Source organism: Photobacterium sp. GB-36, from assembly GCF_003026135.1.
Lineage (GTDB): Bacteria > Pseudomonadota > Gammaproteobacteria > Enterobacterales > Vibrionaceae > Photobacterium.
The window spans coordinates 78,000-96,666 of the sequence record NZ_PYNY01000002.1 but is presented as its reverse complement, the minus strand read 5'-3'; the positions used below and the strand labels follow the sequence as shown (position 1 = coordinate 96,666).

Sequence of the window (18,667 nt, the reverse complement as noted above, 5' to 3'; positions counted from 1 at the left end):
CCGTGGCTTACACTGTTTATGATCGAACAATCGCCTTTGCTGGTATTTGCCAAGCGGTAAAACTGGTTCAGGAAGTTGCCAAGAATGGTAGCTGTGACAACGATATTCTAGCCGCAACATTAAATAGTATTGTTGAAACAACACCAAACAATACTATTGCTGTCTATGGAAATGAAGAAAACCTACGCATGGGCTTAGAGTCCATGGTGCGTGATATCGACAATAGCACGTCAGGTAGTGAAATTACTCGCTACTTAGTCAGTGTGATGGCATTAGAACGTAAGTTGGAAAGTCGTCGAGATAGTATGTCTCAGCTTGGTGATCGCATTGATATGCTTAAACGCCAGCGTGATCACTTCGAGCTACTTGACGAGCAAATGCTCAGTAATATCGCGAGTGTTTACCTCGATATTATTAGCCCACTTGGCCCTCGTATCCAAGTATCAGGCACACCTGCGCAATTACAACAATCTCACGTACAGCATAAAGTCCGTGCATTATTACTAGCGGCTGTTCGTGGTGCGGTACTGTGGCGTCAAGTCGGCGGCAAACGTCGCCACCTATTGTTTGGTCGTAAACAAATGATCGAGCAAGCAAAAATATTGCTTGCGCGAAACTAAAAGCGACGATGTAAATATTCATAACATCTAGCTTTGGCTTATCCCTTAGCTAGATGAACAAATTGTTTTAACCCTTATAAATCAGGAGAGACCCAATATGGAACTGTCAGCATTGACTGCTGTTTCCCCAGTAGATGGCCGATACGGAAGTAAAACAAGCGCACTACGCAGCATTTTCAGTGAATTTGGTCTGCTAAAGTACCGCACAATCGTTGAAATCCGTTGGTTACAAAAATTAGCCGCTACTGACGCTATTGTGGAAGTTCCTGCATTCAGCCCTGAAGCTAACGCATTCTTAGATCGTGTTGCCGCTGAGTTTAGTGAAGAAGATGCATTACGCATTAAAACGATTGAGCGTACAACAAACCACGATGTTAAAGCGGTTGAATACTTCTTAAAAGAAAAAGTAGCTGAAGTGCCAGAGCTTCACGCGGTTAACGAATTCATCCACTTTGCATGTACTTCAGAAGATATTAACAACCTTTCTCACGCGCTTATGCTGACAGAAGCACGTGAAAAAGTGATGCTACCAGAAGTACGTAACGTGATTGATGCGATCAAAGATCTAGCAAATCAATTCCGTGATATTCCAATGCTTACTCGTACTCACGGTCAGCCAGCTTCTCCATCTACAATGGGTAAAGAAATGGCTAACGTGGCGTATCGTATGGAACGTCAATACAAGCAAATCGAAAACGTTGAAATTCTTGGTAAGATCAACGGCGCTGTAGGTAACTACAACGCTCACCTTTCAGCTTACCCTGAAATCGATTGGCACCAATACAGTGAAGAGTTCGTGACCTCTCTAGGTATCACTTGGAACCCTTACACAACACAGATTGAACCACACGATTACATCGCAGAGCTATTCGATGCATTCGCACGATTCAACACAATTCTTCTAGACTTTGACCGTGACGTTTGGGGCTACATTGCACTAGGTCACTTCAAGCAGAAGACGATTGCAGGTGAAATCGGTTCATCAACCATGCCGCACAAAGTTAACCCAATCGACTTTGAAAACTCTGAAGGTAACCTTGGCCTAGCGAATGCTATCTTCGGTCACCTAGCACAAAAACTGCCTGTTTCTCGCTGGCAGCGCGACCTAACTGACTCAACAGTACTTCGTAACCTAGGGGTAGGTTGTGGTTATGCAATTATTGCTTACACATCAACACTGAAAGGCATTAGCAAGCTAGAAGTTAACGCTGATGCGTTAGCAGCAGAGCTTGATAAGAACTGGGAAGTATTGGCAGAGCCTGTACAAACAGTAATGCGTCGTTACGGTATCGAAAAGCCATACGAGAAGCTAAAAGAGCTAACTCGTGGTAAGCGTGTTGATGGCGAAGGTATGCGTGTATTCATCGATGGTCTTGACCTACCTGAGCATGAAAAAGCACGTCTAAAAGAGCTAACACCAGCAAACTACATTGGTGATGCTGTTAAGCTAACTGACAAGCTATAATGTCGTTCTAAACGGGATTAAAAAAGGCGAGAAGGGTGACCTTTCTCGCCTTTTCTTTATCTCGAATTTATCCATTAGACTTCCGTGAACATCACCAAACCACGTCGGTTCAATGCATTAGCTTTTAAGCAGTGTCCTTTCACGATGGGATTCTTCTCACCAAAATATTTCACTTCAAACTGATAATGACTTTCATCAATTCGCACTTTTATATAGCTTTCAATCGCATGTGAACGACGCAGCGATAAAGCTTCATTATAGCTATCACTCCCTTGATAATCGGTATGACCTGTAATTAAGATATCTTCTTAAAGTGACTGAATTTTAGTAAAAAAAACTTCTAACTATTTAATGTCTTCTGATTTTAAAACCGCTTTAGCGAGATCAAAGACAAATATATTTTCTTATCTTCCGCTATTGCTTGCGGTTTAAGTACTGAAATTTAATGGCCAATCGGTTTTCATTACTATCAATCAACGTCGTGTTTGCGAGCATAATGTACAGAAGAATATCACGGCAGATTGCATTGAAGTCACAAAGAATGAAAGCGTAAACAATGCGTTAAAACGCGCTGTGCATATTCTGTATCAAAATAAGAACATCACAGAGCAACTGAAAAATTACCAATAAAAAAACGGCTTCTATATAGAAAGCCGCTTTTTGTAATTAAACACAATTTACGCTACATGTAAGCATGACACCGCATGAACATCGTTACCTTTTAGTTGCGGCTGTTGCTCTGCACACAATGATGTGGCATTTGGGCAACGGGTTCTAAATACGCAGCCTGAAGGGGGGTTCATTGGTGACGGTAAATCCCCTTCAAGCAATTCGATATGCTTGTTACGTTCCAATTCTGGATCTGGGATTGGCACAGCAGACATTAATGCCTTGGTATAAGGGTGCTGAGGCTCGGCAAACAGGGCTTCACTTTCCCCCATCTCAACCGCATTACCTAAGTACATCACCAACACACGATCAGAGATATGCTTCACAACCGAAAGATCATGAGCAATAAAAATCAAACTAAGACCCATCTCTTTTTGTAACGATTTAAGTAGATTAACTACCTGAGCCTGAATCGATACATCAAGTGCTGATACCGGCTCGTCACAAATGATCATTTTAGGTTTTAAGATCAATGCCCGCGCAATACCAATACGTTGACACTGCCCGCCAGAAAATTCATGAGGATAACGGTTAATCACGTTAGGTAATAAACCCACTTTAGTCATCATCGCTTGTACTTGCTGCTTTACATCATCAGCTGAAAGCTTTGGATAAAACGCTTTTAATGGCTCTGCAATAATTTCACCCACCGTCATACGTGGGTTTAATGATGCTAATGGATCTTGAAAGATCATTTGAATTTCTTTACGCTTCTCTCGCAAAGCTTCACGCTTCAACTTTGTCAAATCTTGACCAAGCCAGACCACTTGCCCATCCGTTGCTTCAACTAAACCAATAACAGCACGAGCAAAAGTGGATTTACCACAGCCAGACTCACCCACTACACCGAGTGTTTCACCTTCATAAATACGGATATTAATGCCATCAACGGCTTTTAATTTAAGTGGCGGTGTCCATGGCCAAGCAGATTTTGCTGCAATGTTGAAGTGAACTTTAAGATCATTTACATCTAATAATAATTTCTTTTCTGTGCTCATTACCATGCCCTCATATCAGAAAAACACGCGCGTAAACGACCATCATCGAACGGAGTTAAGATCGGCGACTCTTGTTTACAACGTGCTGATACACGATGACATCGATCTTGATATGGACACCCCGTAGGTAAACGTAATAAATTCGGCGGATTTCCAGGAATAGTTGGTAACTCCTCCCCTTCAGTATCTAAACGAGGGATAGCACGCAATAAACCTTCGGTATAAGGATGGCTTGGTTGATAGTAGATATCATTGATCTTACCGTATTCCATCGTTCGACCGGCATACATCACAAGTACTTTGTCACAGCTCCCCGCGACGACACCAAGATCGTGAGTGATCATTATGATTGAAGTATTAAAATCTTTCTTCAAATCATTCAGTAATTCCATGATCTGTGCTTGAACGGTTACATCAAGTGCTGTTGTCGGCTCATCAGCAATCAACAACTTAGGACGACACAATAACGCCATTGCGATCATCACACGCTGGCGCATACCGCCTGAAAATTCATGCGGGTACATGCCAATCCGTTTACGTGCTTCTGGGATCTTAACCGCATCCAACATGCGAACAGACTCTTCAAACGCTTCAGACTTACTCATGTTTTTGTGCAGCATTAATACTTCCATGAGCTGATCGCTCACTTTCATATAGGGATTTAGCGATGTCATCGGGTCTTGAAAAATCATCGCGATTTGTTCTGCACGAATTTTATTCAGCGCCTTTTCAGGCATATTTAAAATTTCATTACCTTCAAATTTAGCACTACCACTGATCTTACCGTTCTTCGCCAGTAACCCCATGATGGCAAAAACGGTTTGGCTTTTACCTGAACCTGATTCACCTACAATACCCAAGGTTTCTCCAAGGTTCAGCGAGAAATTAAGATCGTTAACCGCAGTAACAATACCGTCAGGCGTGGTAAATTCGACACGCAGATCTTTTACATCTAATAAGCTCATATTACGTCCTTATAATGAAGCAAGCTGATCAACTTTATTGTTCTAGCAGCATGTGTTGCCAACCAGCTTCATCCAGTTATCTATCTTTTGGATCCAATGCGTCACGTAGGCCGTCACCCACGTAGTTAAAACAGAACAGTGTCACAACCATGAAACTTGCAGGGAATATCAACTGCCAAATAGCCACTTCCATTGTTTGTGAACCTTCTTGTAGTAAAGCACCCCAACTTGTCATTGGTTCCTGTACCCCTAAGCCTAGGAAGCTAAGGAAAGATTCAGTCAGAATCATTGACGGAACAAGTAACGTTGAGTAAACCGCCACAATACCTAAGACGTTAGGCACAATATGGCGAGTGATAATACGCCAGCGACTCACGCCACAAACATGGGCTGCTTCAATAAACTCTTTACCACGTAAAGACAGGGTTTGACCGCGAACAATACGAGCCATGTCGAGCCATGAAATGGCACCAATCGCAATAAATATCAACATGATGTTACGACCAAAAAACGTCACTAAAACAATCACGAAGAACATAAATGGGATTGAATATAAAATCTCTAGAATACGCATCATCACACGGTCAGTTCGACCGCCTATGAATCCCGATGCGGCACCATATAGCGTACCAATCACCACCGCGACTAATGCACCTAAAATACCGACCATCAGTGAGATCCGCCCACCAATCAGGGTTCGAGTATATAAGTCACGGCCTAAACTATCAGTACCAAAAAAGTGCCCTTCAGCACCGAGTGATGGCGCTGCATGTAGCGCATACCAGTCAGTATCATCAAACGCATACTGGCTAAACATTGGACCGAAAATAACAGCAAAGGTAATTAAGAATAAAATCGCTAAAGAAATCATTGCCGCTTTATTTCGCATGAAACGCACACGCGCATCTTGCCAAAGACTACGGCCTTCAATTTCCAAGTTTTCTGAAAAGTTCTCTAAGGCTTCTACACTATCTTTTTTCATTAACATCATAATTATTAGCCTCTTAGTAACGGATCTTAGGGTCAATTGTTGCGAGAACAATATCCACAATGGCGTTAAAGATAATGGTTAATGAACCAATCAAAATAGTAATACCAAGTACTAACGAATAATCACGGTTAAACGCTGCATTTACGAATAGCTTACCAATACCCGGTAAACCAAAAATGGTTTCGATAACGACAGAACCCGTAATGATGCCAACGAAAGCAGGCCCCATATAAGAAACAACAGGAAGAAGTGCAGGCCTTAAAGCGTGTTTAATGACGATGTAAGGGTAACTTAACCCTTTCGCACGCGCAGTACGAATGAAGTTACTGTTTAACGTTTCAATCATGCTACCACGAGTAATACGGGCAAACGTGGCGACGTAGAGAAGCGCCATACCAAACATCGGTAGCAACACAAATTTTGTAGAGCCGTCTTGCCAACCACCCGCAGGTAGCCACTGCAGCTTAATCGAGAATATGTAGATAAGAACCGGTGCGAGAATGAAGGACGGCATAACCACCCCCGCCATCGCTGTCGACATAATTGTATAATCGAGCCAGGTATTTTGTTTCAACGCCGCAATAGTGCCAACAGCTACCCCCATCACTAACGCAAAAATAAAGGCGAAGAAGCCAATTTTTGCCGATACAGGTAAGGCTTTTGCCACCAACTCGTTAACAGTGAAATCTTTGTATTTAAAAGACGGACCAAAATCACCTTGGACAATATTGCCAAGATAGGTGGTGTATTGCTCTAAAACTGGTTTATCTAAGCCGTATTTCGCTTCGATATTTGCCATAACCTCAGGTGGAAGAGGACGATCACTTGAAAAAGGATTACCTGGTGCAAAGCGCATCAAGAAGAAAGAAATTGTGATCAATACCAATAAAGTCGGTATGGCTTCTAAAATCCGTTTAGCTATGAATTTAAACATAAACGCTACCGTGTAATTGCTGTGAGTGCAAAAGCAGCCTTCATTCCCCGAAGGCTGCATATTATTATTTTTATTTAGCGCGAATTATTTCGCTGTGAAGTACATATCTTTTGAGTAGATATTATCTTCTGGGTTTTCCATTGGGTAACCGCCTAATTGAGGGTTAACCAAGCGCGCATTGACATAATGGTAGATAGGCATGATAGGCATATCTGCAGCAAGTTTTGCTTCAGCTTGTTTATAATCAGCAGAACGCTGTGCATCTGTTGTTGCTAGTACCGCATCATCAATCGCTTTATCGTAATCAGCACTTGAATATTTCGGGTAGTTTTGTGAATGATCACTTCGCATAATAGCTAGGAATGTTGATGCTTCATTGTAGTCACCACACCAGCCTGCACGTGAAACATCAAAGTTCCCCTGACGTTTAGCATCGAGGTAGCTCTTCCACTCTTGGTTTTCTAGCGTTGCACTAACGCCTAAGCCTTTTTTCCACATTGAAGCTATCGCAACAGCCACTTTCTTGTGGTTTTCAGATGTATTGTAAAGCAGGCTAAATTTCAGAGGATTATTTTGGTCGTAACCCGCCGCTTTCAATAACTCTTTTGCTTTCGCTAAGCGTTGCTTTGGATCAAGCTTCGAGTACTCAGGCATATCAACGTCTAAGCCATTGGTTGCCAATGGTGTAAAGTTGTAAGCTGGCGTTTCTCCTTTACCTACGATAAATTTCGCCAATACATCACGATCAATGGCATATGACAGTGCTTTACGTACGTTTGCATCATCAAAAGGTTTACGTGTCATATTAAATTCGTAGTAGTACGAACATAGATATGGCGTAACTTTCACATTTTGTGGGTATTCTTTTTGCAGACGTTTAAAGTGCTCGTTTGGCATTTCGTACGTCATATCTAGCTCACCCGCTAAGAAGCGGTTCATTGCAGCAACTTGGTTTTCAATCGGTAAGAACGTTACTTTGTTAATAACGGTATCTTTGTTATCCCAGTAATTCTCATTACGAGTCAGTACAATACGCTCGTTAACCACCCACTTATCTAACTTGTATGCACCGTTAGATACATAGTTACCTACTTTCGTCCAATCATCGCCAAACTTTTCCACTGCTTTTTGATTTACAGGTTTCATTGAAGTATGAACAAGCATGGATGCGAAGTAAGACACTGGCTTATCCAATGTTACTTTTAAAGTATGTGTATCAACCGCTTCAACGCCTAATGTATCTGCTGGTTTTTTCCCTGCAATGATATCTTCGGCGTTTGCCATTGTTGTCATTTGAATATATGACGCGTAAGGAGATGCTGTTTTTGGATCCGCTAAACGACGCCATGTATAAACAAAATCTTCAGCTGTTACAGGATCGCCATTAGACCATTTTGCATCTTCACGAAGGTGGAAGATCCAAGTTTTATTATCTGTTGTATCCCACGACTTAGCGGCACCTGGTACTAAGTTACCTTTACTATCTTGGTTTACTAACCCTTCAAGTAAATCACGAATAACATTTGATTCAGGTACACCTGATACTTTTTGCGGATCTAGCGATTCTGGCTCGGTTCCATTACCGCGAACAAGCTCTTGCTTATCAGCAAGTTTTACATCAGAGGGAACTTGTGCCGCAAAAGAAGAAAAAGAAGTGGCGGCTACGGCAAAACTTGCACTCATCATGAGTGCTTGAGTGATTTTATTCTTGTACATGCATTACTCCAATACATCAGTTTATTACGTCCGTGACGTTCTTCATTTGGCTACTCTAAATAGCTTTATTGGCTAGTTTTTATCCTAAAACAGGCCGATCAAACCGAAGAATTATTCAAAACGTTACCAGAATATAAATATATTTACCATATTTTAACAATTAAAAGCTTCTTTATGCTAATAAGATCACTATTCATTAGTTTTTAATACTATTAATAACAATGTAATTAACGTTTCATTTCTATAAACACTCAAAAAATAGAAAATAACACTATATAAAACCAACATATAACCAAATAAGCAGTAAATAAACTCAATAAAAACCCAAAATGCAGCTTATGAAACCTAAAAAACCAAACACTAAAGCAACATTATATTTACATTTTTGTTTCACGCACAAAAAAGCATCGATACTATCGATGCTTTTTTATTCAACTATTATAAGAAATATGTGGAAATTACTTATTTTCGCTATCTAACTGAATCAATTGTTTATCGTCACTTACTGATTGCTCTCTTTGCTCTAATAACAATTGCGACTCATTATCCTCTGGCTGATCTGTCATACCAATATCATGCATAATTTGTTTCATTTTTTTATTAGATACGCGTCTGTGCTTCATTGAACCCTCCGCTGTCAAGCTATGCCAGTAGACCTCAATTACCACTTATCCTGCTTGGTCTAACACCAGCAACTAATTTCTATTTAATAACTAACCGCATTTAAAATATGGCACACATCTACACAGTTCGCCTCTAATCTGCCATAAAACTTTATTTCTTATTTTTAAATAACTAAAAATGATTAACAATTTCACTGATAGATAGTTTTATTATATCGACATGTTTATCCATGATTTTACATACAAAACATAAAAAAGAGGGGTAATATTATTAATGTAAAGTATTTATGCTTTATTTAAAAAATATTAAAGAATAACCCACTTAATTCCATTTTAAAGAGTATTCTATGAGACCAGTAGGTTGTGCGTCACGCCCAAGCCCATCACGTTTTCGCCCTAATTACGTACCATCTAGCGTGATAACACGTGATAAAAACAAGAAGAATGATCAATCGCAATAACCTAGAACCATCTACTGCTTTATAAGTAAAAAAAAGGAGCCTTGCGGCTCCTTTCTTTTATTCATTTGCTATTTCCAGCGATCAGCGGCTGATGTATCCGTTTCTCGAGCATCCACCCAACGGCTTTGCTCTGGTGTTTGTTCTTTTTTCCAAAAAGGTGCACGGGTTTTTAAAAAATCCATGATGAACTCACACGCTTCAAAAGCTGCGCCACGGTGGGCACTTGTTACACCCACAAACACAATCTGATCACCTAATGCCAAATCACCTACACGGTGAATGACACGTGTTTTAAGCAATGGCCAACGTTGGTGTGCTTGATCAACGATCTCTTGAAGCGATTTTTCCGTCATTCCAGGATAATGCTCTAAAGATAGTCCCGTCACAGCATCACCTTGATTAAAATCACGTACTTTACCGATAAAAGTTACAACGGCACCAGCTTCTGTGCCTTCTGCTAACTTTTCGTATTCATCAGCAACCGAGAAATCATCAAACTGAACAGAAATCATCACTTATCCCCCTGTTACTGGTGGAAAAAATGCGACTTCATCACCATCAGTTAATGGCGTATCTAGTGAACAAATAGTTTGATTGACAGCAACAAGTAACTTGCCTGATTCTAATGCCAATTGCCATTTATCGCCACGTGTTGCCAATGCTTCACGTAGCGCATCAGCTGTAGAATAAACCATATCAATTTCAAGGCTATCTGTACCTACAAGCTCTTTTACTTGAGCAAAAAAGAGAACCTTAATCATGCTTCTACCTTAAAGTGACCTGATTTACCGCCTGTTTTTTCTAGCAGACGCACTTGGCTAATCACCATATCTTTTTGTACCGCTTTACACATATCATAAATCGTTAATGCAGCAACAGAAGCAGCAGTTAATGCTTCCATCTCTACACCCGTTTTACCCGCTAGCTTACAGCAAGACTCAATACGGACTTTGTTTTCAGCTGGAATCGCTTCTAACTGTACTTCAACTTTCGAAAGTAGCAACGGATGACAAAGTGGGATCAGATCCCATGTTTTTTTGGCCGCTTGAATGCCAGCAATGCGCGCTGTTGCGAACACATCACCTTTATGATGCTGACCTGACACAATCAGCTCTAACGTTTCTGCTGCCATATGAACAAAAGCTTCTGCACGTGCTTCACGAACGGTTTCCGCTTTAGCAGAAACATCAACCATGTTGGCTTCACCTGATGCATTAATGTGTGTAAATTGATTCATTATTTAATCGTTCCTCAACGAAGCGATACGAAGCCTAGTAGAGATATTTATCTCAACTAGGTTCTCTAAAATTAGGAAAAGTAGACAGAATTAACCGCCAATGGATGCTAGGTTTGGCGTCATACCTGTTTTGCCTTCATCCAAGAAATGGCTTACCGCTTTTTCACCTAGCCCTGCTTGAATACGTGCAATTAATAATTCTTTTTGATCATCACTTGCCAGTAAATCACGCAACTCAACACCTTGTTCACCAAACAAACAAAGATGTAATTTACCTTTCGCAGAAATTCGTAAACGGTTGCAGCTTTGACAGAAATTCTTTTCGTAAGGCATGATCAAGCCAATTTCGCCCATATAATCGGGGTGACAAAAAACTTGTGCTGGGCCGTCATTACTACCTTTTATTTTCAGTAGCCAACCATTAGCGATCAAATGATTACGAATACTCACCCCTGAAAGGTGATGATTTTGAAAAAGACTGTCCATTTCGCCAGTTTGCATCAATTCAATAAAACGTAATTGAATTGGACGAGTTTTAATCCACTCTAAAAACTTAGGTAACTCTTGTGAATTAAGGTCTTTAAGAAGTACCGTATTGATTTTAACTTGCTCAAAGCCAGCATCAAAAGCCGCATCAATGCCATCCATTACCTGATGGAACATATTCTCACCGGTAATTTGATAAAACATTTTAGGATCAAGACTATCAACACTCACATTGATATGCGTTAGGCCAGCATCGCGCCATTCGTGGACGTGCTTAGCCATACGATAACCATTAGTGGTTGTCGCTACTTTATTGATCCCAGGAATTTCAGCTACCGTTTTGATGATATCAGTAAAATCACGACGTAAACTCGGCTCACCACCTGTGATACGTATTTTACTGGTGCCACACTCAGCAAACGCTGATGCAACTCGCTGAATCTCATCCAATGTTAGAAAAGAAGGTTTTTTCTTTTCTGTTGGATGATAGCCATCTGGCAAGCAATAGGTACATTTGAAGTTACAGACATCTGTAACAGAGAGTCGCAAGTAGTAAAACTTACGATGGAAACTATCTTCTAATTGTTTCGCCACGGAACACCTTTCCAAATACGGGAGGTCAATTCATTTCTAAATAAACCCTGGTGACAAATCGTCACTGGCATTAATCACCTATCAACTTTTGGACGTATATATAATGTCCAACATCACTTAGTAACTTAGTGAAAAATGCTCGGAGTTATGGCAGTTATGCAAAGCAAATCATTCCTTGAAATAATATTACACAACAGCATTTCTTAATATAAAAGTATCAGAGTTTTTCCGTATTTGACAAATATTGGAAAAAAACACTCTGTATTCTACCTTTCGAGTAAGATCACGACAATACTAGTTAATAATTTAAGCCACAATTTACCAATAAAAGTGAGGGTATTATGGCAAATATAATGGAATCGGCTTCAATCGAAGATATCGCTCTCTATTTACAGCGAGAAGACGGTATTGATGCAGAATCAGCACAAAATGCTGCTCAGCAAGTCATTGATGGTTTTATAGATATGCGTGATAAAGGGCTCATAAAAGGTTGGTATTTTGATGAGTTAGGGCATTTAGAACTGCTTCCTACCGACACGGCATTATCAATAATTGAGCGTCAAAAATGACACTGAACTAATGTTATTTTGCAAATGTTGATTTTCAAACTGCAATCAACATTAAGCTTGATTAACTTAAAATTAAGTCAAAAGCAGACACACTTTGATTAAAAGCTCATGAACTCAATGACAAAGCCACGTGAACGCCTTAACTTTTAGTCGGCATTAGTTTTGCATTGTCTACATAGCTAGGCATTGCTAATCTTACTATGGAGTTCCTTATGGCTAAAGTATTACCGCTACTTTTTCAAAAGCGCCATGTTCTTCCTACTGGTCGGATGCAAATCTATATCTCGCCAGTCGATCAAACACCTACCTTGAAAGCGGCACTCGCTTCAAAAGATGGGTTAGGTATTTGTATGTATAGCAATCGAAAGGAAGCTCAACATTTATTTCATATCGGTACTCGTGTCACGATTGATGATTTCAACCAAGAGCAAGGCTCCCCGTTTATAAAACTCACCGTTTCAGGTCATAATAACTTTAAGATCCAGTCGATAAAACAAACAACCGATGGTGTTTTTTGGGGAGAAACGACGCCTTTACCCTGCTGGGAAGAAATCGCAATCAATAAAGAGCAACAATTACTTGCGATTCGGCTGAAGAAAATGTTTGAAAAATTCCCTGATCTTGATGAGCTATACAAATCCAAAGACTTCAATAACCTCAGCTGGTTATGTCAACGTTGGTTAGAAATATTACCGTTACCTACTATCGATAAGCAGCATTTACTCAATAAGCCAACCTGTTTGAATACTTACGATTATTTAATGAGTATGATTAAAACAAGCCACTAATCTATTTTAAGTGAGATACCACAGGTAATTTACACAGCAAAAAATGCAATACAATACATTTTTTGATAACCTGAACGCTTATAAGCAATATTAAAAAGCCAACACTATACTTAAGGCAGATAAATTGAAAAAGAATATTGTTGCCATCGGTGGCGGTCATGGCCTAGGACGGATCCTATCCTCGCTTTCTTGTTACGGTTCAAAAGTAACGGGTATTGTCGCAACAACCGATAATGGTGGTTCAACGGGTCGTATTAGAGCTTGCCAAGGCGGTATTGCTTGGGGCGATATGCGTAACTGTATTAATCAATTAATTACAGAGCCATCGATTGGTTCGATGATTTTTGAATACCGTTTTAAAGGTAATGGTGAGTTGAATGGTCATAACCTCGGTAACTTAATGCTTACAGCATTAGATAACCTCTCGATTCGCCCACTTGATGCCATTAATCTGATCCGAGATATGCTAAATGTTGAAACTCAGATCATTCCAATGTCAGAACACCCATCAGATCTCGCTGCCATTACCTACAGTGGCGAGATTATAAATGGTGAAACCAGTGTTGATGAATTACAAGAAGTACCTAAACGTCTTTATCTTGAGCCCGCAGTGCCGGCAACAAAAGAAGCTTTAAACGCAATCAATCAAGCTGATTTGATATTACTCGGCCCTGGTAGTTTCTTAACAAGCGTTATGCCTATCTTACTGTTACGTGATTTAGGTATCGCGTTAAAAAACAGTAACGCACAAATCGTGTTTATTACTAACCTAGATAAGGAACATGGCCCTGCTGGGAAAATGTCACTAGAGACCATGTTACATTGGTGTGAAAGAGCAATGAATGGACGCAAGATAGATACAATCTTGACCGATAAACTTCATACAGATTTAAACAATAAATTTAATCTGCAAATTGAAGATCTTGCATCCAGTAATCATGAGTGGAGACATGACCGAGACAAGTTAAAGCATGCGGTTGATAAGCTCATTGTTTCCTGCTAGTTGCTTATATTCAACCACCATACCTTCGACCATTTGTCTAAATTCAGGCAAATGGTCAATCATCCAATCATCTTGTCCTTGTTTTACTCGATATTCACATTCTTGTGCCATTAATGCTAAATCGTCCGCGCCAAAACTTGCGGCGCTACTTTTTATTGCATGGCTAATTTCGCCAATTTGATCAACGGAAGGATGTGCCGATAATTGCTTTGAATACTGTTCTAATTCATCACTGAAAACATTTAATAGCAATGACACGGTGTCCTCACCAACTTCATCAGCAAGGCGTTTAATTGTCTCAGAATTTATCGTTGTTGGCATTTAATCCATCTCCCTAGCACTGGTATTAGTGTCTTGCCAAGATTGCAATTTACGATATATCGTTGATGGACTGACTTCTAGTAAGCCTGCGGCTCTTGGAATATTGCCATCGCAAGCATCAATCGCCCATTGTATCGCTCTTTTTTCTACAACCCAGAGCGGCTCAATTTTATTTTTATGATGATCATGTGAATAAATAGATTCATCAGCAAGGCTTTCTCTCTGTACTTTCTCAGGTAGAGCCTTAGGATAAGATGCAATTTCTACACCGTTAATTGAATTAATAGGCGGCGGAACCATTTCAAGTTTGACTTCATCATCAGTATTTAAAACCACAATATTACGGATCACATTTTGTAATTCACGTACATTACCAGGCCAAGAGTAGGACTCAAATAACCGTAAAACTGGCTCAGAAAAACGACTAAAGCTTTTACCTTCTTCCAACGACATCAAACCTAATAATGCATGAGCAATCTCTATAATATCTCCGCCACGCTCCCGTAACGGCGGTAAAGAGATAGGAATAACATGTAAACGGTAGTAAAGATCTTCTCGAAATCTGCCTTCTTGCACTTCCTCCCAAGGGTTTCGGTTAGTTGCACAAACAAAACGGACATCAACACTACTCATTTTTGATGAGCCGACTTTTTGATAGGTTCCAGTTTGAATAAATCGTAGCAATTTACTTTGCAAATCAAGATCCATTTCGCATAGCTCATCAAGCATTAGCGTACCATGATGTGCCATTTCAACGGCACCTTGTCGCTCCGTTGAAGCTCCTGTAAAGGCACCTTTTACATGGCCAAACAATTCACTTTCAATGAGATCTTTAGGTATAGCAGCACAGTTTAGAGCAATAAACGGTTTATCATGACGTGGGCTGGCTGCATGAATCGCTTCTGCACACACTTCTTTACCCGTACCACTTTCACCCGTGATAAATACCGTCGCTTTACTTGAAGCTGCAGATTCAATAACGCGATATACCGCCTGCATTGGTAAACTATTACCAATAAATCCTTGGTATTGTGCTCCATCTGATTGCTTGGATTGAGTACTGGTATTCGATTTACTTTCGGCTTTAAGCGCTTTGTTTACCGTAATTCGTAATCGATCAGCCTCACAAGGTTTAATTAAAAAGTCTTGTGCGCCATAACGAATAGCTTCAACCGCTATATCAATCGAACCATGTGCAGTCATTATTACAACAGGAACATTACCGTGCTCTTTTCTCACACGTTCAAGCACTTCCATTCCCGTCATATCAGGTAAACGGAGATCTAATAAAATTAGATCAGGAATTATATCTTGAATAAAGCTCAGTGCTTCCTTCCCTGTACCAACAATGCTTACATTAAGTCCAAGAGGGTTTAAGTAAGATTTGTACAAGGCCGCAACTGACGCTGTATCTTCAACCATTAATACTTGGCGTTGCTGCATTCTGCTCTCCATTGCTCCTCCTAAAACAAGCCCCTTAAACTAATTGTAATCAATAGAAAAAAATATGGGGGATAGATTTCTTTTTTTTCAATTATCTCATATTGACTCGCAAATTGATTCGCAAATTGCGAATATTTGTTTTTATTTGTGCTGTGGCGCAAGCAAATAAGTGCTACCCAAAGACAGAAAACACGCTGGATTGTATAAAAAAATACGACTTTTAAAAGTTGGCACACTACATGCTTTATATAACGTGACTCTTAATTTAAGAGTCAACCTAGCCAACTGACGTTGTTTGTGGATTTTTTTCACTAAAACAATGACGCCAACCGAACCTTTTTTATCGGTTGGCTTTTTTTTACCTAAAATTCAAGATCCACAAGAAAAATAGCCAATAACCAATTAACTATTGGCGATAAATTGCTGCCTTAGTTTATGGATCTTATCGCGTGTTTCTGCCGCTTGTTCAAATTCAAGATTTTGTGCAAAGTCGTACATTTGTTTTTCCAGTACTTGAATTTGTGATTCGAGCTCTTGTGGCGAAAGCGCTGAATACGTTCCTTTGCTTTCTGCCACTTTGTGAAGATCTGCCGCTTTATTTCGCGACTTTCCTCGTGAACTTGGAGCGCCTAATTCAAGAATGTCACCAATTTTCTTATTCAACTTTTGAGGTGTAATACCGTGCTCAAGGTTATATTCAATTTGCTTTTCACGACGTCGCTGGGTTTCGTTAATTGCACGCGCCATTGAACCTGTAATACGGTCACCATACAGAATCGCTCTACCCTCTATATTACGAGCAGCTCGACCAATCGTCTGTATTAATGAACGTTCAGATCGCAAAAAACCTTCTTTATCAGCGTCTAGAATCGCAACTAATGACACTTCGGGCATGTCTAACCCTTCGCGCAATAAGTTAATGCCCACTAGCACATCAAACTCACCTAATCGTAAATCGCGAATAATTTCCACCCGCTCTACGGTATCAATATCAGAGTGTAAGTAACGCACCTTCACACCATGCTCTGTAAGGTACTCAGTGAGATCTTCTGCCATACGCTTAGTAAGGGTTGTAACTAATACTCGCTCACCTTTTTTCTCTCTAATATGTATTTCAGAAAGCAAATCATCCACTTGTGTACCAACAGGGCGTACTTCAATTTCAGGATCAAGTAATCCCGTTGGGCGTACCACCTGCTCTGCTATATCATTACCCGACTTTTCAATCTCATAATTACCCGGTGTGGCTGACACATAAATCGTTTGAGGCGCTAACGATTCAAACTCTTCAAACTTCATCGGTCGGTTATCAAGCGCAGAAGGAAGACGGAATCCATATTCAACTAAGTTTTCCTTACGAGAGCGATCACCACGGTACATCGCGCCAATTTGCGACACAGTTACGTGTGATTCATCAATGATCAGTAAGCCATCAGCAGGTAAGTAATCAAACAATGTTGGTGGTGGCTCACCCTCAGCACGCCCACTAAGATAACGTGAGTAGTTTTCAATACCAGAGCAAAAACCTAGCTCATTCATCATTTCAATATCGAATTGTGTGCGCTGACTAATTCTCTGCTCTTCGACGAGTTTATTGTTTCCTAAAAACTGCTCTTTGCGCAAAACCAGTTCTTTTTTTATCCCTTCAATCGCGTCTAAGATTTTCTCTCGTGGCGTCACATAGTGTGTTTTAGGGTAAATAGTAGTACGCGGCATATCACGATGCGTGATACTGCCAGTCAGGGGATCAAAGGATGAAATACATTCCACTTCATCATCAAATAACTCAAGACGAATCGCTTCTTTTTCTGACTCTGCAGGGAAAATATCAATCACTTCCCCACGAACTCGAAAAGTACCGCGCTCAAAGGCCATATCATTACGGGTATATTGCAACTCAGCCAGACGACGAAGAATGTCACGCTGATCAAGAAAATCACCACGCCGAACATGTAGCATCATTTTTAGGTAAGAATCAGGATCACCCAAACCATAGATCGCAGACACAGAAGCGATAATAATAACATCGCGTCGTTCCATTAATGCTTTGGTTGCTGATAGTCGCATCTGCTCAATATGCGCATTAACCGACGCATCCTTTTCAATGAATGTGTCCGTTGTAGGCACATACGCTTCGGGCTGGTAATAGTCATAGTAGGATACAAAGTATTCTACAGCACTATTTGGAAAGAACTCTTTCATCTCACCATATAACTGTGCTGCCAACGTTTTATTTGGTGCAAGGATCAAAGTCGGTCGATTAGCTTGGGCAATAACATTAGCCACGGTAAAAGTTTTACCTGAACCTGTTACGCCAAGTAACGTTTGGTGCGCTAGTCCTGAATCTAAACCATCAACCAATTGAGCAATAGCGGTAGGTTGATCGCCTGATGGTGAATATTCAGAAGCAAGAGAAAATAAGTCGCTCATAAATTACATATCCAGCAATAAATTACTGTTTACATTGTGGATAGACCATTAGTAATGTCAACTACTGGAAATACTTGCGATGAAGAAACTAAATTGCAGATAAAAAAATAGCTTCAATATTAGTTAAGTGAATACTAAGAGTTTGAACACCAAACATGACTCACAGAATAAAAGACCACAACTATTTACAACAGTCTGTAAATAGCCCCCTTTGGGTCTTAACTAACTAATATTGAAGCAAACAACATTATATTGTAAAAAGCTAACTCAACTTATAAGCAAAACGTTAAGCTAAATTTGACGTGTAGGCATTAAGTACCCTTATCTTAAATCATAAGTTTAAATGCCTGACTC

General features: G+C 40.1%; 19 protein-coding genes and 1 riboswitch. Of the genes, 5 read left to right on the top strand and 14 right to left on the bottom strand.

Annotation, left to right across the window (positions count from 1 at the left end; translation table 11 throughout):
- Positions 1-2 precede the first annotated feature (2 nt).
- Positions 3-620, top strand: a complete 618-nt coding sequence (hflD, locus tag C9J46_RS02180) for a high frequency lysogenization protein HflD (protein WP_005368793.1) — start codon at positions 3-5, stop codon at positions 618-620.
- A gap of 97 nt (positions 621-717) precedes the next feature.
- The gene (gene purB, locus C9J46_RS02175) at positions 718-2,085 is read left to right on the top strand and encodes an adenylosuccinate lyase (protein ID WP_107206166.1); all 1,368 of its coding nucleotides are present in this window, start codon (positions 718-720) and stop codon (positions 2,083-2,085) included.
- Positions 2,086-2,159: 74 nt separating this feature from the next.
- Here purB and C9J46_RS21730 read toward each other — a convergent pair whose 3' ends face one another.
- The 11 genes from C9J46_RS21730 to moaA all read right to left on the bottom strand — a co-directional run bounded on the left by C9J46_RS21730 (position 2,160) and on the right by moaA (position 11,774).
- A complete protein-coding gene (locus tag C9J46_RS21730; protein WP_255418311.1) occupies positions 2,160-2,381 on the bottom strand; it encodes an OmpA family protein in 222 nt (73 codons plus the stop codon).
- Positions 2,382-2,762: 381 nt separating this feature from the next.
- Positions 2,763-3,752: a murein tripeptide/oligopeptide ABC transporter ATP binding protein OppF gene (gene oppF, locus C9J46_RS02165; protein WP_107206165.1), complete on the bottom strand. Its 990-nt coding sequence runs from the start codon at positions 3,750-3,752 to the stop codon at positions 2,763-2,765.
- Positions 3,752-4,717, bottom strand: a complete 966-nt coding sequence (locus tag C9J46_RS02160; protein ID WP_107206164.1) for an ABC transporter ATP-binding protein — start codon at positions 4,715-4,717, stop codon at positions 3,752-3,754. Before C9J46_RS02160 ends, oppF begins: the two co-directional genes overlap by 1 nt.
- 76 nt (positions 4,718-4,793) lie before the next feature.
- On the bottom strand, positions 4,794-5,705 hold the full coding sequence (gene oppC / locus C9J46_RS02155) for an oligopeptide ABC transporter permease OppC (RefSeq protein ID WP_107206468.1): 912 nt from the start codon (positions 5,703-5,705) through the stop codon (positions 4,794-4,796).
- Between the two features lie 16 nt (positions 5,706-5,721).
- Positions 5,722-6,642, bottom strand: coding sequence for an oligopeptide ABC transporter permease OppB (gene oppB / locus C9J46_RS02150; RefSeq protein WP_107206163.1), 921 nt, complete (start codon positions 6,640-6,642; stop codon positions 5,722-5,724).
- 84 nt (positions 6,643-6,726) lie between these two features.
- Positions 6,727-8,358 (bottom strand): ABC transporter substrate-binding protein, encoded by a 1,632-nt coding sequence (locus tag C9J46_RS02145; RefSeq protein WP_107287148.1) that lies wholly within the window; start codon positions 8,356-8,358, stop codon positions 6,727-6,729.
- 458 nt (positions 8,359-8,816) lie between these two features.
- On the bottom strand, positions 8,817-8,981 hold the full coding sequence (locus C9J46_RS02140; protein ID WP_199187014.1) for a hypothetical protein: 165 nt from the start codon (positions 8,979-8,981) through the stop codon (positions 8,817-8,819).
- A gap of 529 nt (positions 8,982-9,510) precedes the next feature.
- Positions 9,511-9,954 (bottom strand): molybdopterin synthase catalytic subunit MoaE, encoded by a 444-nt coding sequence (gene moaE / locus C9J46_RS02135; protein ID WP_105059821.1) that lies wholly within the window; start codon positions 9,952-9,954, stop codon positions 9,511-9,513.
- A gap of 3 nt (positions 9,955-9,957) precedes the next feature.
- Positions 9,958-10,203: a molybdopterin synthase sulfur carrier subunit gene (gene moaD / locus C9J46_RS02130; protein WP_107206160.1), complete on the bottom strand. Its 246-nt coding sequence runs from the start codon at positions 10,201-10,203 to the stop codon at positions 9,958-9,960.
- Positions 10,200-10,679 carry a cyclic pyranopterin monophosphate synthase MoaC gene (gene moaC / locus C9J46_RS02125; RefSeq protein ID WP_005368821.1) on the bottom strand — a complete coding sequence of 160 codons (480 nt, stop codon included), beginning with the start codon at positions 10,677-10,679 and terminating at the stop codon, positions 10,200-10,202. The genes moaD and moaC overlap by 4 nt, the downstream gene beginning before the upstream one ends.
- Positions 10,680-10,769: 90 nt before the next feature.
- Positions 10,770-11,774, bottom strand: coding sequence for a GTP 3',8-cyclase MoaA (gene moaA / locus C9J46_RS02120; protein ID WP_158259265.1), 1,005 nt, complete (start codon positions 11,772-11,774; stop codon positions 10,770-10,772).
- Positions 11,748-11,916, bottom strand: a riboswitch (molybdenum cofactor riboswitch). Its footprint overlaps the gene before it by 27 nt.
- Positions 11,917-12,100: 184 nt before the next feature.
- Here moaA and C9J46_RS02115 point away from each other — a divergent pair.
- The 3 genes from C9J46_RS02115 (at position 12,101) to yvcK (ending at position 14,119) form a co-directional block, all read left to right on the top strand.
- Complete coding sequence (locus C9J46_RS02115) at positions 12,101-12,328, top strand: hypothetical protein (protein WP_107206158.1); 228 nt, start codon at positions 12,101-12,103, stop codon at positions 12,326-12,328.
- 212 nt (positions 12,329-12,540) lie between these two features.
- Positions 12,541-13,116 (top strand): LON peptidase substrate-binding domain-containing protein, encoded by a 576-nt coding sequence (locus tag C9J46_RS02110; protein WP_107206157.1) that lies wholly within the window; start codon positions 12,541-12,543, stop codon positions 13,114-13,116.
- 106 nt (positions 13,117-13,222) lie between these two features.
- Positions 13,223-14,119: a uridine diphosphate-N-acetylglucosamine-binding protein YvcK gene (gene yvcK, locus C9J46_RS02105; RefSeq protein WP_107245893.1), complete on the top strand. Its 897-nt coding sequence runs from the start codon at positions 13,223-13,225 to the stop codon at positions 14,117-14,119.
- On the opposite strand, the gene C9J46_RS02100 is transcribed toward yvcK, so the two are convergent.
- From C9J46_RS02100 to uvrB, 3 genes are all read right to left on the bottom strand, one after another.
- Positions 14,081-14,440, bottom strand: coding sequence for an Hpt domain-containing protein (locus C9J46_RS02100; RefSeq protein WP_107206155.1), 360 nt, complete (start codon positions 14,438-14,440; stop codon positions 14,081-14,083). The two genes, yvcK and C9J46_RS02100, sit on opposite strands and share 39 nt — an antisense overlap.
- Positions 14,441-15,883, bottom strand: coding sequence for a quorum-sensing sigma-54 dependent transcriptional regulator LuxO (luxO, locus tag C9J46_RS02095; protein WP_107206154.1), 1,443 nt, complete (start codon positions 15,881-15,883; stop codon positions 14,441-14,443).
- 402 nt (positions 15,884-16,285) lie between these two features.
- Positions 16,286-18,313 (bottom strand): excinuclease ABC subunit UvrB, encoded by a 2,028-nt coding sequence (gene uvrB, locus C9J46_RS02090; protein ID WP_107287149.1) that lies wholly within the window; start codon positions 18,311-18,313, stop codon positions 16,286-16,288.
- Positions 18,314-18,667 lie beyond the last annotated feature (354 nt).